General features: G+C 37.9%; 14 protein-coding genes and 1 pseudogene. 8 read left to right on the top strand and 7 right to left on the bottom strand.

The window, feature by feature from the left end; all coding sequences use genetic code 11:
- Positions 1 to 28: 28 nt before the first annotated feature.
- Both ABMQ40_RS07710 and ABMQ40_RS07705 read right to left on the bottom strand, forming a co-directional pair.
- On the bottom strand, positions 29 to 736 hold the full coding sequence (locus ABMQ40_RS07710) for a LytR/AlgR family response regulator transcription factor (protein WP_370898216.1): 708 nt from the start codon (positions 734 to 736) through the stop codon (positions 29 to 31).
- Positions 737 to 741: 5 nt separating this feature from the next.
- On the bottom strand, positions 742 to 1776 hold the full coding sequence (locus ABMQ40_RS07705) for a sensor histidine kinase (RefSeq protein ID WP_370898214.1): 1035 nt from the start codon (positions 1774 to 1776) through the stop codon (positions 742 to 744).
- Positions 1777 to 1925: 149 nt separating this feature from the next.
- Between ABMQ40_RS07705 and ABMQ40_RS07700 the strand changes: the two genes are divergently transcribed.
- From ABMQ40_RS07700 to ABMQ40_RS07670, 7 genes and pseudogenes are all read left to right on the top strand, one after another.
- A complete protein-coding gene (locus ABMQ40_RS07700; protein ID WP_370898212.1) occupies positions 1926 to 4730 on the top strand; it encodes an outer membrane beta-barrel family protein in 2805 nt (934 codons plus the stop codon).
- 9 nt (positions 4731 to 4739) lie between these two features.
- Positions 4740 to 5513: a GLPGLI family protein gene (locus ABMQ40_RS07695; protein WP_370898210.1), complete on the top strand. Its 774-nt coding sequence runs from the start codon at positions 4740 to 4742 to the stop codon at positions 5511 to 5513.
- A 148-nt stretch (positions 5514 to 5661) separates the two neighbouring features.
- On the top strand, positions 5662 to 5871 hold the full coding sequence (locus tag ABMQ40_RS07690) for a hypothetical protein (RefSeq protein ID WP_370898208.1): 210 nt from the start codon (positions 5662 to 5664) through the stop codon (positions 5869 to 5871).
- A 111-nt stretch (positions 5872 to 5982) separates the two neighbouring features.
- A pseudogene (locus ABMQ40_RS07685) lies at positions 5983 to 6268 on the top strand (transposase); the annotation flags it as partial.
- Between the two features lie 482 nt (positions 6269 to 6750).
- Positions 6751 to 7080, top strand: a complete 330-nt coding sequence (locus ABMQ40_RS07680; protein ID WP_370898206.1) for a Sec-independent protein translocase subunit TatA/TatB — start codon at positions 6751 to 6753, stop codon at positions 7078 to 7080.
- A gap of 4 nt (positions 7081 to 7084) precedes the next feature.
- On the top strand, positions 7085 to 7651 hold the full coding sequence (locus tag ABMQ40_RS07675; RefSeq protein WP_370898204.1) for a phosphatase PAP2 family protein: 567 nt from the start codon (positions 7085 to 7087) through the stop codon (positions 7649 to 7651).
- Complete coding sequence (locus ABMQ40_RS07670) at positions 7648 to 8460, top strand: tetratricopeptide repeat protein (protein WP_370898202.1); 813 nt, start codon at positions 7648 to 7650, stop codon at positions 8458 to 8460. The genes ABMQ40_RS07675 and ABMQ40_RS07670 overlap by 4 nt, the downstream gene beginning before the upstream one ends.
- A 4-nt stretch (positions 8461 to 8464) precedes the next feature.
- Here the strand turns inward: ABMQ40_RS07670 and ABMQ40_RS07665 are convergent, their stop codons facing one another.
- On the bottom strand, positions 8465 to 8938 hold the full coding sequence (locus ABMQ40_RS07665; protein WP_370898200.1) for a 23S rRNA (pseudouridine(1915)-N(3))-methyltransferase RlmH: 474 nt from the start codon (positions 8936 to 8938) through the stop codon (positions 8465 to 8467).
- A 271-nt stretch (positions 8939 to 9209) separates the two neighbouring features.
- Between ABMQ40_RS07665 and ABMQ40_RS07660 the strand changes: the two genes are divergently transcribed.
- Positions 9210 to 10226: a YihY/virulence factor BrkB family protein gene (locus ABMQ40_RS07660; protein ID WP_370898198.1), complete on the top strand. Its 1017-nt coding sequence runs from the start codon at positions 9210 to 9212 to the stop codon at positions 10224 to 10226.
- 7 nt (positions 10227 to 10233) lie between these two features.
- Here ABMQ40_RS07660 and nhaA read toward each other — a convergent pair whose 3' ends face one another.
- From nhaA to acs, 4 genes are all read right to left on the bottom strand, one after another.
- Positions 10234 to 11403, bottom strand: a complete 1170-nt coding sequence (nhaA, locus tag ABMQ40_RS07655) for a Na+/H+ antiporter NhaA (protein WP_370898196.1) — start codon at positions 11401 to 11403, stop codon at positions 10234 to 10236.
- 2 nt (positions 11404 to 11405) lie between these two features.
- A complete protein-coding gene (locus tag ABMQ40_RS07650) occupies positions 11406 to 13616 on the bottom strand; it encodes a RelA/SpoT family protein (protein ID WP_370898194.1) in 2211 nt (736 codons plus the stop codon).
- Between the two features lie 109 nt (positions 13617 to 13725).
- Entirely contained in the window at positions 13726 to 14091 is a 366-nt protein-coding gene (locus ABMQ40_RS07645) for a hypothetical protein (protein ID WP_370898192.1), read from the bottom strand.
- Between the two features lie 229 nt (positions 14092 to 14320).
- Positions 14321 to 16231 (bottom strand): acetate--CoA ligase, encoded by a 1911-nt coding sequence (gene acs / locus ABMQ40_RS07640; RefSeq protein WP_370898190.1) that lies wholly within the window; start codon positions 16229 to 16231, stop codon positions 14321 to 14323.
- Positions 16232 to 16285: the final 54 nt, after the last annotated feature.

The following is a 16285-nucleotide window of genomic DNA, read 5'->3' as shown; positions in this document are numbered from 1 at the left end:
TTATTTTCAAATAAAGGGCTTATCTTTATTACAGTAGCGCCAAAAGTTGTTTGCGATAAGTTATTCCAATTGGAATAGCTCGTTCATCCATTAAATAGAGCTTATTTCCAGCTATTTTCTTTATTTGATTTAATGCTACAATGTAGGATTTATGAATACGTACAAATTTTGATGCATCCAGTTTTTGCTCTAATTCATTGGTGGTTATTGGAGTTAAGAGAAACTTATCACCTGTAAATACTTTTACATAGTTTCCCCAGCTTTGTATATATATAATTTCATTAGGATTAATTCGATGGTAATCTCCGTCAATCTTTAAGGTAATCCGTTCATTTGAAAGAGCTAATTTTTCCGGGATTGGAGAAAAATTGCTTGGTTTGAGTCTGGAAATAGCTTTATCGACAGCGGATAAAAAATTAAGAAGGGAAATAGGTTTGACCAGATAATCCACTACTTGATATTTGTAGCTTTCAAGGGCAAATTCACTATAGGCAGTAGTGAGAATTACCAAGGGAGCCTGATTCATGGTGGCCAGCATTTCCATTCCTGTGAGTCCGGGCATATTAATGTCTAAAAATATCAGATCCACTGAATTTTTATATAGATAATCCATAGCATCTTTTGCATTGAAAAAATTACCACAGAGATTCAGACTTTTTAAGCCATTTAAATGATGCTCAATAACGAGATGGGCACCATCTTCATCATCTACGATAATACAGTTTAAAGGATTCATGGAATTCATAATACGTTTAATTGAATGGTTAAAATAGTTCTATATTCTGCACTTAACCGATAGATTTCGAAAGTATAATTGTCAGGATATAAAAGATCAAGGCGTTTACGGATATTGGCAAGCCCGATGCCTATTGATTCTTTTTTTACGGTTGTTGCCGGTAACGAATTTGAAATATCTACCCTGAGTTCATTAGCGCTGATTTCGAAACGCAAGGATACAAACCAGTTGTTGATGGAACCTGCACTATGTTTAAAGGCATTTTCAACCAGTGTTATTAATATAAGAGGAGCTATTTGATAATGAGAAAGAAGATCTTTATTATCCGGTAATATTAAAGTAATAGTACAGCGTTTGCCACTTCTTTCTTTTTCTATATTAGCATAAGTTTCAATGTATTCAAGTTCCTCTTTTAAGCTGACAACAGCGTTGTTGCCTTTTTCAAGAGGATAGCGCATAAGATTGGAAAGTTGAAGAATGAGTTTAGGGATTCTTTCAGGGTGTGTTAAACTTACTCCATACAGATTGTTGTACATATTAAATAAAAAATGTGGATTTAATTGATAATGAAGAAGCTTTGTGTTCATCTCACTAAGAAGCAATTGATCCCGGGTTCTTTTTTCCAAAGCCTGATAATACTGCCTGACTAAAGCCAAAAAAATGATAAGAATACTACTGATAACACAGGTTGATACATAATAAATGATAAACTTGATTGTTTTACGTTCACCATGATGATATATCTGATTAGGCCAGTATCTGTTCAGACCGGAAAATATCAATACTAAAAATAACAGATAAACCACTGTAATGGAAATAAACTGAATATATTTTTTATTGATTAGTGATGGTAAAGAAATGTATTTGTATAGTTGAGCTTGTATATAAACCGTAAAAAAGAATAGAATAGGACTAAAAAAATACCCAAAAGTATTTGAAGCAATCCACTGATGGAGGACTGTCAGAAATAATACTATTACAAAAAAGACTACTTCATAAGATATTTTTTCTATAGGCCAGTTTATACTTTTTTTCATCATTGTTTTTATTTACAAAGCTCTCCATCTCACTTATCATATCCAAAAATAAATGACAAACTAAGTTGATCATGGAAATAGGAGTGTTGGTCATTTATTTTTTAATTGCAAAAGGTAAGCCGTTATGTTTGTGTCATTAAAAAAACAAACAGATGAATTACCAATCAACATATACTATAGTTTTCTTATTCCTGTTTACATTTCTTATTTCAGGATATAGTAAGGCACAATCCAATTGGAATATTAAAGGAACAGTGACGGATGGTACTTCCGGCTCACCATTATATCGTTCTACGATTACAGCTTTGAAGGTTAAAGATTCTACTTTAGTCAAATTTACCAGAGCTTCTGAAAACGGAAACTTTACTATTTCCGGAAGTCAATACGAAAAAATGTTTTTACTGATTACCTATCCCGGTCATGAGGATCATGTGGTACAATTTAGTCCGGATGAAGAAAAGAAGGATATAGATTTTAATGTGATAAAATTGTTCCGGAAGGAGAAGTTGCTTGAAGAAGTTATTATAAAAGGAAAGGCTGCTGCAGTAAAGATAAAAAAAGATACTACAGAATTTAATGCCTCATCATATACTATTAAACCTAATGCAAAGGTAGAAGACTTACTGAGACAGCTGCCGGGGATACAGGTTGATCAGGCAGGAAAGATTACAGCACAAGGCAAAAAAGTAAATAAAGTCCTTGTGGATGGTGAAGAATTCTTTGGAGACGATCCTACATTGGTTACTAAAAATATCAGAGGAGATATGGTTTCTAAAGTTCAGTTATATGATAAAAAAAGTGATCAAGCTGCCTTTACGGGAATTGATGATAGAGTAAAGGAGAAAACCATTAATATCAAATTAAAAGAGGATGCCAAAAATGGATACTTTGGACAATTTGATGTAGGAGGAGGTACCAGAACGTTTTATAACCTTAAAGGAATGATCAATTATTTTAAAAGGAAACAAAAGCTTTCTGCCTATGGTATCCTTAGTAATACCGGTAAAATAAGTCTTGGATGGGAAGATAACCAAAAATACGGATCAGCAGATGATATTCAGTTTGATGATGCAGGCCGAGGATCTATGACTAAAGATGATGAAAACGGGCTTGATGCACAATCCGGACAATATACCGGAGAAGGGATTCCTACAGTCAAATCAGGAGGATTGCATTATGATACCAAATGGAATGACAATAAGGAATCTGTTAATATCAATTATAAAAATGGTTCTATTGGTGTTGACGGTTCTAAAAATACAATAACTCAAAATAATTTAGTATCGGGAATTATTTCTTCAAATTCGGATCAGTCTTTTTCCAACGGTACATCCAGGCAAAAGTTGGATCTCAGTTATCAGATAAAACCGGATTCTACTTCTAGTATGAAAATCTCTGTAGCCGGAAATTACAAAAAAATCAATAACGAACAATTTTTCAATGGGAAAAGCTTTTCACAAGAGAGGTTGTTGAATACAAGTCTCAGAACAATCACAAATAAAGGATACGATCAATCCTTGAATGCAGATGTATTTCTGACAAAAAGATTGAGGAAAGTAGGGCGAACATTGTCAGCAAATTTCAAACAAAGTTTTGGAGATTCTAAAACTGATGGATATTTACGAACTCATAACGAATTTTTGGGAACAAATGAAAGTTCGGATAGTCTGCAGGTAATTGACCAATATAAAAACAATTCGATTAAAGGTTCCGAATTTACAGGCAATCTAACATATACAGAACCTTTAAGTAGTTCATTAAGTCTTGTATTAAGCTATACATATGGAATAAATAAAAATACAGCAGACAGAAAAACATTTAATCTTTCAGCTGATGGTCAATATACCATTCCTGATGCGAAATATAGTAGTCATTATACATTGACTCAGCGTATGAATGTTGGAGGTGCCATTTTTAATCTGAAGAAAGAGAAAACGACCATTAATTTCGGAACAAAAATAATCAGTATGGATCTTGATCAATTTAATTGGGCGCAACAATCTTCCTTTAAAAGAAATTTTATCAATTGGAATCCACAAGCCAATATATCATATCAGATTAGTCCTCAGAAACAGCTTGAATTCGGATATTTAGGCAGTACGATAAGACCAACTTTTGATCAGATGCAACCTGTAAGGATTAATAATGATCCGTTGAATATTATTACCGGTAATCCGCTCCTTAAGCCCTCTTTCAATAATGGGATAAATATTAGCTATTATTCTTATCGCACATTGATTGAGCAAAATCTTTATGTAGGCGTCAATTTTGGGATGACTTCAAATCCTATCATCAATACAATTGAAATAGATGATGCGGGTAAAAGCATCTACAGGTGGGAGAATCTGGAAGGTAAGAAAACCTATAATTACAGTGTAAATGCCAATTATCGACAAAAATTAAAATTTATTGGAATGACAGGGGGGCTGTATCTTAATGCTACAGGTAATACTTATTACAGCTACGCCAATAATGTGCTTAATAAAATGCAGTCTAATGCCTACTCGGGAAGTTTCACACTATCAAGCTATGATCATGATTCCTATCAAGGTTCAATAACTTTTGGTCCTACTTATACTACGAGCGAATCTTCTCTGCAAAAAGAGGTGAATAATAATGGCTGGGGACTCAATGGAAGTGCTTATGTAAGTGTTCAACTGCCTGGGAAAATTGGGCTGAGTTCAGATGTCCGTTATGAATATAGAGGAAAAACATCCTTGTTTAATATCAATTTTAATGCCTTGATTTTAAATGCTCAAATCAGTAAGAAATTCCTGAAATCAGAGAGTTTAAACCTTAGCCTGTCTGCCAATGACCTGTTGAATCAAAATACCGGTTTTAATAGAAGTATTAATGGAAATGTGATGAGTCAAACCAATTTTACAACAATAAAAAGATACTTTATGTTATCGCTTACCTGGGATGTCAATAAAATGGGAGGAGACAAAAATCCATAAAATAATTGTATGAAAAAAAATATTATCACACAGATGTGTATCTTGTTCATGATCAGTATACAAACATATGCACAAGAAATAAAATTTATAACGGAAGGAGTCATAGAATATGAACGGAGCAATAATATGTATGCATTGATTCAAAAGGGGATTACGAATGATGATGTTGTTTCAAAGATGCGTTTTGAAGAATATAAAAAAAGCTTTCCTCAATTTAAACGGACAAAGAGTACTTTATTGTTCTTAGAAACTGTAAGTCTTTTCACTCCGGAGAAAGAGGCTTCTGTTTCGGATAATTTTTTTGGATGGAATCCTGCTTATAATCAAATAAATACCACTTATATGGATTATAACAAGCAGAAACAAATTACACAAAAACAAGTGTTTGAAGATACATTTCTGATACATGATTCTATTCGGCCTATCAAATGGAAAATAACGGATGAAACTAGAGAAATTGCCGGATTTAATTGTCGAAGAGCGAACGGACTCATTATGGATTCTATTTATGTAGTGGCTTTCTATACGAATCAGATTCCCGTATCAGGAGGTCCTGAATCTTTCAACGGTTTACCGGGGATGATCTTGGGAGTGGCTTTGCCACACGAAAATGTTACCTGGTTTGCAAAAAAGGTTAATAATATTAAAATTGAACCTACGAAGCTTAGCCCTCCAAATAATGGAAAAGCTATGAATAGGGAAGACTTGAAGAAAGTGATTACTGATGTTTTGAAGAACTTTGGAAGTAGTTCCCCATCATCTTTCTGGCCGTTTGATTTATGATGATTAAACTTGATCAACTGTGTTTGTCAAGTAGATAGCATATTGTGAGAATAAAAACACTTTAAAAAAAGAACTGTAGCTTCCCGAACTCTCTGTTTTTTCCAGTCTTTAAATTGATACCCATCTTTATCTAAATGTTCTGAATGATATGGAATGTACAGGATTATTTCTCGATGCAGACTCTGGTTTTGACAGCAAAAAATTCAGGAATATTCTAGATAGAAAAGAAATAATCGGGAATATTAAAGAGAATGATTGGAATGAGGATACAAAACATGAAAAGTATTTTGATCCTCAACTATATAAAAGTTTAAACAGGTTTAAAATTAAAAACTTCAGAATGCACTCAAGGGTGTGAAAGATAGAACATTTTTCCGACACTATCCCACGAAGTGTGTAAGTTAAAAGTTAGGCTTGGATTTATAATCTGAGCTTTTTTCAAAAATAAGCATAAATTGGTTGAGAACGAAAGCCAACAGCCATAAGAACAGATAACGGACCTGAATTTACAAGCTCAGTTTTCACGAATTGGTGTCACAAGCACAGAATTGAGATCCGTTACATTCAGCCGGGAAAGCCTGTACAGAACACATATATAGAAAGATTCAACAGGACCTACCGTACGGAAGTTCTGGATGTGAGAATCTTTAAATCTGGTTGAAGTAAGAGAAATTACTGGGGAGTGGGTGGATCATTATAACCATTACAGACCCCATGAGAGTTTACGGAATGTGCTCCCAAGCAGTATCTGTTGAAAGAGGAAAACTCGCCAACCCCGAATCCCGATGCAGAATTTCCTCCCTTCCAACAAAGCTTTTCGACAACAGCAAAAACGAAATGAAAGATTTTATATTTTTACAAAAACAAAGGGTATAAAACTATCCAACGTTGAGGGAGACTTACAAATCCTTTGATGGGTTCAAGAACAGAATATATCTAAGATAATGGCTCTGACTGTTATACAATGGATTAATAAACTAAGCAATAGAATATTAACAACTTAAAAACTCGAATTGCTTAAATGCACCGCGGGTTATTATTATTTGAAAAACATTAAAACCGGATTGAACATTAAGAGGCTTAATACTTTATCCGGAACCAAACCCTGTCGATTGCAAAAATTAAGTATCTTTATAGGTGGTTTTAAGTGGAAAACAATATATTTTTTAATTCTTAAAATTTGTTTAAAATTTATGTTTACTTATCATATATTTATAATCTTTCGTAATTTTACACCATGGAATTAAGCTTTGGAGAAATGGCACTGATTGCTGTGGCGATCGTTGTATTGTTCGGACCCGATAAACTGCCTCAGATAGCGCGTGATCTGGGAACAGGCATAAGGAAAATGCGTGGTGCGGTAGAAGATATCAAAACTGAGATTATGAAGGAAACGGATAATCCTGTTTCTGAAATAAAGCGTGAGATCGAAAAAGTAAAAGATGCCGCCAAGGATTTCAATCCAATGAAGGATATTGAAAAGGATATTCTTACCGAACCTTCCTCTCAGCCTGCAAAACCTAAGCCTTCCGAAGATGAAACTTATGAGGGCCCTGTAAGCCGATAATCTGATGGAAGAGATAATTCAGGAGGATAAAAGGATCTTTTTGTATCTCAATAATTTGGGAGATCCTTCCTTTGATCAGTTCTGGCTGCTGATTTCCAGCACCTGGATATGGGTTCCGCTTTACATTATATTCCTGTACTTTCTATATAAAAATTATCAGCTGAGATCGCTGGTATTTATTCTGATATTCATAGCTATCGGTGTTACGGTCTCTGATCAGCTGGCCGGTGTTTTCAAATATGGGGTTGCAAGGCTGAGGCCCTGCCATGATCCCGCCCTGGAACATCATATGAGGTCCGTAAAATGTGGCGGACAGTTCGGGTTTTATTCTGCCCATGCTTCCAATACATTCTTTCTGGCAACTTATTTAAGTATTTTGCTCAAAAAGAAACTTAATTGGTTTCCTTATGCTATATTTGTATGGGCAGCAGTAATTGCTTATAGCCGTATATATTTAGGAGTACATTTCCCGATAGATATCTTGGTGGGGGCGTTTGTTGGACTTTTATTGGGAGTGGCCTTTGCTGCGCTTGCCAGAAAAGTAATCAACAAACAAAATATAACCCCATGAGAAAATATTTATTTTTTGTAGCAGTAGCTTTTATTTCATCTGATTTTTATGCCCAGGATTTAAAGACCGCAGAGGAGTGCTTTAAAAAAGCAAATTATACCTGTGCAGAAGAACAATATTCCAAACTGGCTGAAAAAGAGCAGATCCAGAAGCTTCAGTCCGAATATTACAATAATCTGGGAACAGCACAGAGAAGGCTGGGTAAAACGGCTCAGGCTTTTAAATCCTATGAATCTGCCTTAAGGTCTAATCCGTTGTCTCCCTCGGTATATGCTAATCTGGCTTCCCTGCACAGCCAGAAAGGAAGCAAGACGAAAGCTCTGGAATATATCAATAAAGGTCTCCAGATTAATGATGAGAATGCAGATCTCTACCTTACAAGATCTAAAATCTATGAGAGCCAGGGAAAAAGAGATCTGGCCATTAATGATTTGAATCACATCTTAAGCTTTGCACCGGATAATATATATGCCAGAACCGACTTGGCTAACCTCAAGAAAAATAGCAGAGATCTGGAAGGTGCACTGAAAGATTATAATCAGCTTATCTCCGAAAAACCAGAATCATTGCTGTATAACGGACGGGCTGACGTCTACCTTAAAATGAAAAAGACGAAGGAAGCACTCGCTGATGTTAACAAGGCCATTAGCGTTGATCCGAAGTTCGCCCAGTCTTACGTAACCAAAGCTCTGATCTTATTCGATACTTCCAAGCCGAAAGAAGCCTGTGCCAGCCTGGACAAAGCGGTAAGTCTCGGGTATGAAAAGACGGTTTTGGAGGATTATTATTCTAAATGCGTAAAAAAGTAGCCCGTTAGTCATTATGATAAGGCTTTCCCTGTAAAATCTGGTCTGCCCGGTATAATTGCTCCACGATGAAAAGCCGGATCATCTGGTGAGTGAAGGTCATTTTGGATAAAGATATTTTTTCATTGGCCCTGCCATAGATTTCCTCCGAAAAGCCATAAGCTCCTCCGATTAAAAGATGTACCTTTTTTACCGAAAGATTCATCCAGGCATCTATTTTCTGTGAAAATTCCCTGCTGGTATATTGCTTTCCCTTTTCATCCAGGAGTATGACCAGATCATTTTTATCAATCAGATTCAGGAATAACCTGGCTTCTTCCTTTTTTAAAAGATCAGGGGACAGGTTTTTGGCGTTCTTCACATCCGGAATCTCGTTTATTTCAAAATTCCAATGCTTGGGGAGGCGGGTAAGATAATAATTGATCAGAGAAATAATTTCCTTATCGTCCGTTTTACCGATACAAAGTAGATTGATTCGCATATGCTTAAAAAAGCAAAGATATTGATAATAGCGGAAATGGCTGACACCGGAAGGGGAATGGTTTCGGGCTGATTTTAATCCTGAAACTTCCCGTTCCGTCCATATTATAAAAAATCTGTACTTTTACAGCCAACAGCGCAAGAATGATGAAAATTTGTTGATTCCTCTTTAAATCCTGCCTTTCATACGGCAACTCAGATTGGGAATTGATTCAGGGATCGGTGCGCCTCAGTTTTGTAAAGATTTTGATAATTGATCATATTTTAGTAGAATGGCTATAAAGGTTCCTAAATTTATCTTGAAAATTCAAGATTTTTTTGATGGTATACATATTCCTGTTCTGGGGATATCACTCTGGGAGATGTTCCAGATCTACATTAAAGGGATTTTCAAAGGGAAAATAGGGAGAAAGGCGGCTGCCATCTCATGGAGCTTTACTATAAGTTTGTTTCCGCTTATTCTTTTCCTGCTGTCGGTCTTACCATATATGCCCCATTATGACAAGCTTCAGTTCTATATATTTGAAGTCTTGCTGCATAATGTTATTCCAACCAATATGGAAGCCGATGTGAAAGGATATATCGAAAACAATATTATTCCGAACATGAAAGGGCTGAGCAATTTGACGATTATTCTCGCTCTGGTCTTCGCTACTAACGGTACTTTCTCTCTCATCAACGGATTTAATGAGAACAGTGAGGAGAAGCTTTCTGACGTCAAAGAGTTTATCCTTTCCTTTTTTATCACCATAGGCTTTATCACCATTGTTTTCCTGGCTCTTTTCGGGGTGTATTATTCAGAGGTGGTGCTGAAGCTGTTTACTCCGTCCAATAATATTTCATGGCTGGTAAACAATCTTTCCAAGATTATTGGTTTTGTTTCTTTTCCTCTGTTTTATTTTATCCTTCTTGCGTTATTCTACTGGCTGGGGACCGTAAAGATTACCAGGTTCAGGCAGGCTGTTCCCGGAGCGGTACTCACAACGGTTTTATTTGTAGTTACCACTTATTTTTTTGCTATCTATGTGAAGAATATCGCACAGTACAACGTGCTGTATGGCTCCATCGGGAGTATGATTCTCTTAATGGTCTGGGTAAACGTCAATGTATATCTTCTCCTATTCGGAAATGAACTTAATATGGCGATCAGGAAGCTCAGGGTAGAAAAACTTCTCTCCGATGAGCTTAAAAAAGAGGCCGGACATTACCATTTCCAGACTTCGGAGCCGGAGCTCAAAAGTGATCAGGAGAAAAAACAACAGACAAAGCCTGGAAACCAGAAAAAATAAATATTTTCTAATTCTCATAATTTTTTCTGGCACTAAGCTTCAGTACAATGAATCCCAGAAAAGCAGATAGAAAAGAAGCTGCCAGAATGGCCAGTTTAGCTTTTTCCTGGATATCGATATTTTCTTTAAAAGAAAGCAGGGCGATGAAAATAGACATGGTAAAACCTATCCCGGCCAGGAAACCTACACCCAACATCTGCGGCCATGAGCTGTTTAAAGGCAGGGAACTTATTTTCAGTCTGATAGCGATATAAGAAAAAAGATTGATACCGGCCAGTTTTCCAATCACCAGCCCTGCAACAATGCCGATGCCTAAGGTGCTCGTTAATCCTTCGGCCATCCCGCTACTGAATGCAATATTGGTGTTGGCCAGTGCAAAGATGGGCATAATGAGAAAATTTACGGGAAAATGAAGTTTATGCTCCAGTTTTTCCAAAGGGGAAATTTCCACATCCGAAACATTCGTGGGAATGGAAAAAGCAAGCAAAACCCCCGCAATGGTAGCATGAATCCCGGAATGATGCAAAAAGTACCATAAGAAGAGACCAGGAATAATATAATAAACAATTCTTGTTACTTTCAGAAAGTTTAAAACAAACAATAAGGAAGTCACCCCTAAAGATAACAGCAGATAGACCCAATGAACCTGCTCGGTATAAAACACTGCAATGACCAAGATAGCTCCGAGATCATCCACAATGGCCAGGGCTGCGAGAAAGATCTTTATAGAGTTCGGGATTTTGTTTCCCAGCATAGAGATGATGGCAAGTGAAAAAGCAATGTCTGTTGCCATAGGGATTCCCCAGCCGTTACTGTATTCCGTTCCTGTATTGAAGACCCCGTAGATAGCGGCGGGTACAAGCATTCCTCCGATTGCTGCAAAGATAGGTAATGAAGCATTTTTAAAGGATGAGAGTTCACCTTCGATCAATTCCCTTTTGATCTCAAGCCCCACCAAAAGGAAAAATATGGCCATCAGCCCGTCATTGATCCAGATGCTTACAGGATATTTCAGATGGAATATATTGAGACCAGCCTCAGTATTAAGAATTTCTTGAAAATTTTCTCCGGCAGACGAGTTGGCAATAATCAGGGAAATTATCACACAAAAGATAAGGATGATTCCGGAAGACTGGCTGCTGTTGAAAAATTTTTTAAAATATAAAGTCAAGTTCATAATTAAGATTGTAATCGTCTCACCTTTGAAACCCCGTTAATTTCGCTTAGCTTTTTAAAGGTCTGTTCCAGCTGGCTTTTATTTTTCACTTCGAGGTTAATGGTTCCTGTAAATATACCGTTGTTTGATTCTATGGACATACTCTTCATATCCATTTCCATAGAGTTGCTGATAACCGCTGTGATATCGTTTATCATTCCTATTCTGTCCAGTCCCTCAATTTCGATTTTAACTCTGTTTTTAAAGCTTTCCGCATTTACCCATTTTGCGGGGATCACCCTGTAATCATACTGAGCTCTGAGATTAATGGCATTAGGGCAATTATCGCTGTGGACTTTAATGCCTTCTGAAATGGTAATGAAACCGAAAATTTTATCTCCCGGAATTACGGTACAGCATTTGGCGTAAGTATAATTCAGTTTTTCTTCATCCTTCCCAAAGACAATCATGTCAAGGTTCTGCTCTTTAGGCTCTTCAAAGTACTGGCTTTTGGATGGCGATTTCCTGAATCTTGAAAGCAGGTTGTTGAATACGTTCTTGCTTTCGATATATTTTCTCAGGCTGCTTGCATCCAGCTCATTGCTCTGGAATTTCAGGAACAGTTCCTGTGAGGTTTTAAGGTTAAAGAATTTCTGAAGCTTATTGACCTCATCATCATTAAAGTTGATCTTCGCATGGCGGAGCTTTCTTTGCAGAATTTCCTTTCCTTCCTCTACGAGCTGATTTTTCTGTGAGTTTAAGTAGCTTTTGATCTTGGACTTGGCTTTTGAGGTCACTACAAATTCCAGCCAGTCGGATTTGGGTTTTTGGTTCTGAGAGGACAGGATCTCCACCTGGTCGCCATTTTGAAGGACATAGGAGATGGGAACCAGCTTGCCGTTGATCTTAGCTCCCAGGCATTTCATTCCCAGATCAGAGTGAACGGAGAAGGCGAAGTCCAGAGCTGTGGCATTAGTGGGCAGAATCTTGATTTCACCTTTTGGAGTGAAAACAAAAACTTCTTTGGAATATAAATTAAGCTTAATATTGTCCAGAAGCTCCGAAGTACTGAGGTTTTGCTGCTGTTCAAGGACCTCCCGGATTTCTGTTACCCATTTTTCAAAATTACGGTCTTCAGAACTCTGTTTATAGCCTTCTTTGTACTTGTAGTGAGCAGCTACTCCTTTTTCAGCGATTTCGTCCATTCTTTCAGAACGGATCTGAACCTCGATCCATTTTTTATCCGGGCCCAGAACGGTCAGATGCAGGCTTTCGTAGCCTGTGGAACGGGGCTGGGTGATCCAGTCACGCATCCTGGACGGATTACTGTGATAAACATCCGTTACGATAGAGTAAATCTTCCAGGCCAGGAACTTTTCATTTTTAGCATCAGATCTGTAAATGATCCTGATCGCGTAATTGTCATATACTTCCTCAAACGAAACCCCCTGCTTAAGCATTTTCCTGTAAATTGAGGAGATCGCCTTCGCACGGCCTTTTATTTTAAAGTTTAGCCCTTCCTCATGCAGCCTTTCCGAAACCTCTTTTTTAAATTCCTCGATATATCTTTCACGGCTTTCCTTGGCCAGCTCTAATTTTTCTGTGATCTCATGAAAGACCTCAGGATTATTATATTTCAGGGACAGGTCCTCAAGTTCGGATTTAATATTGTAAAGTCCTAAACGGTGAGCCATAGGGGCATAAATATAGACCGTTTCGGAGGCTATTTTTTTCTGTTTATCCGGGGCCATGCTTTCCAGAGTCCGCATATTGTGAAGACGGTCCGCGATTTTGATCAGGATCACCCTGAAATCTTCAGAAAGGGTCAGAAGCAGTTTCCTGTAGTTTTCAGACTGTACGGAGATATTCTGATGATTCATGATGGATATTTTGGTTAATCCGTTCACGATATTGGCTATTTTTTCACCAAAGATCTTTTTCAGATCTTCATAGGTGTAGTCAGAATCCTCTATCACATCATGCAGGAGGGCACAGGCAATGGAAGTAGCGCCCAGCCCGATTTCGGTAGCCACGATTTTGGCTACGGCGATGGGGTGGTAAATGTAGGGTTCACCGGTTTTTCTCCTCTGGTCCTTATGAGCATCCAACGCAATATCAAATGCCTTTCGGATAAGTTTATTATTCTCCTCATCTAAAGTCCTGTATGTATTCGAAATCAGATCCTTGTATCTCGCAAGAATCTCTTTATTTTCCTGTTCTAAGTCGTAACTCATTCGTGTAAAGTACCTATGGTCAAACGAAAATACGAAAATTTCCACACTTTTCAAATAACAAAAATCCGTAGAACAATCTACGGATTCCGGTTATTAGGTTTTATAGCTATTAAAATTTTACTTCAGAATCAATACCATTGGTTGCTGCTCTTATTTTAACGTCCGGGCAGTTGTGGATCTCTGCCCTGTTCCTGGCATCAATGAATTTTCTGATGGTATTGTAGTTAGCCTGTTCAATATTCATATTTTCAAAAAGATAGGTTTTCAAAGCGGCATTTTGCCTGAAAACATCTTTGGCGTTGTCTATTTGAGAATGATCCGTTACGGCTACACTTGCCATGTATTGTGAATCGGTATGGTTATTATCCAGATATACAATGTAATCCGAGCTCTCAAATCCTAAGCTTTCCAGGTCAGCCTCAAGCTTCTTGTAGTCGCTGTGATGTGCAAATAGTCCAGCTAATATATTTGACATAGCAGTAGTTTTAAAATTGTACTTAAAGATAGTAATTAATCTTTAAATATTTTAATAAAATCGCAATAAATTTTACATTATATTATTTTATCTATAAATAAAAAGAGAAAATTTTGAAAATATCTATTAAACTATTGTTTAAAATTAGAAAGGTCCCAAGCCTGAACCGCACCGGTTCAGGCAATAAAAAAACGGGCAAAAGCCCGCCATCCTTATTGTTTAAATTACCTTACTGTATTCTTTCGTTTTTGATTTCTTCCACAATTTCAGGATTCAGCAATGTGGTGATGTCACCAAAGTTACTGAAATCTCCTTCCGCAATTTTCCTCAGGATCCTGCGCATGATTTTTCCGGAACGTGTTTTTGGGAGTCCGGAAACAAACTGAATCTTATCGAGTTTGGCAATTGGCCCGATCTGATCAGAGATCAGCTGATTGATCTCCTTTTTCAGATTTTCCTTATCACGTCCTTCGCCGCTTTCTTTCAGGATGACAAAACCATACAAGGCATTTCCTTTGATATCATGGGGATATCCCACAATAGCGGATTCTGCAACGGCAGGGTGTTCATTGATGCTGTCCTCAATAGGTGCCGTGCCCAGGTTATGGCCTGAAACAATGATGACATCATCCACACGTCCGGTGATTCTGTAATATCCGACCTCGTCTCTTAGCGCCCCGTCGCCGGTGAAATACTTACCCGGAAATGCGGTGAAATAGGTATCCTTATACCGCTGGTGATCACCCCAGATGGTCCTTGCGATCCCTGGCCATGGAAAACGGATACAAAGGTTCCCGGTAACCTGATTTCCGCTGATCTCGTTACGTTTGTCATCCATCAATACCGGCTGTATCCCGGGCAGGGGCAGCGTGGCATAAGTAGGCTTTGTTGGAGTAACGAATGGAATAGGGGAGATCATGATGCCACCCGTTTCCGTTTGCCACCACGTATCCACAATCGGGCATTTTTTCTTCCCTACATGGTCGTTGAACCAATGCCAGGCTTCATCATTGATAGGTTCACCCACGGATCCTATTACCTTTAGTGTGCTCAGGTCATGTTTATCCACCCACTCCGTGGATTCTTTTGCCAATGAGCGGATGGCCGTGGGAGCCGTATAGAACTGGGTGATTTTATGCTTCTCAATAACTTCCCAGAACCGGTCCGGTTCAGGATAGGTTGGGATTCCCTCAAAAATTACGGTTGTGGCACCATTTAGAAGAGGTCCATAAAGAATGTAGGAATGTCCTGTGATCCAGCCAATATCCGCGGTACACCAATAAATGTCATTTTCCTGATAATTGAAAACATTTTTGAAGGTATAGGCGGTATAGACCATATATCCCGCACAGGTATGAAGCATTCCTTTAGGTTTGCCTGTTGATCCCGAAGTATAAAGGATAAAAAGCGGGTCCTCAGCATCCATGATTACCGTAATGAAATCGGCGGAAGCCTTTTCGTACAGATCATGCATCCAGAAATCCCTTCCTTCCTTCATGGTAATCTCATTGTTGGTCCTTTTTACTACCAGAACCTTTTCGACACTTGGTGTTTTTTCCAAGGCTTCATCTACAATACTTTTAAGGTCTAAAACCTTATTTCCCCTATAGCTTCCGTCTGATGTGATGACCATCTTTGCTCCGCAGTCATTTACCCTTGAAGCTACGGCCGAGGAAGAAAACCCTGCGAAGATCACGGAATGAACGGCACCCAGCTTTGCACAGGCAAGCATGGTGACAGCCAGTTCCGGGATCATGGGCAGGTAAATGCAGACCCTGCCGCCTTTTTCTATACCCATATCACGCAGGACATTGGCTGTTTTATTGACACGGGTATATAATTCATTATAGGAAATATGCTGTGCCTGCTCCTTAGGATCATTGGGCTCCCAGATAATGGCTGTTTTTTCACCTCTTACGGCAAGATGACGGTCCAGGCAATTTTTGGTGATATTTAATTTGGCATTCTTAAACCAGGTGATTTTAGCTTCGCTCATATCATATTTAACGACCTTGCTCCATCTCTGATACCACACGAAATTCTGATCGGCTATCTTGTCCCAGAATTTTTTAGGATTTTTGATTGATTTTTTATATTCCTCAAAGTAGTGGGGTAGATCTTCTATTAGATAATTTCTCATATACCTTCGTTTTGTAATTGAATTTTTATTGTTTTTTGTAAATATGTTTATTTG

It is taken from the genome of Chryseobacterium gossypii (genome assembly GCF_041361455.1).
GTDB classification, from domain to species: domain Bacteria; phylum Bacteroidota; class Bacteroidia; order Flavobacteriales; family Weeksellaceae; genus Chryseobacterium; species Chryseobacterium gossypii.
The sequence above is the reverse complement of the archived record's forward strand: the minus strand, read 5'-3'. Positions and strand labels throughout refer to the sequence as shown.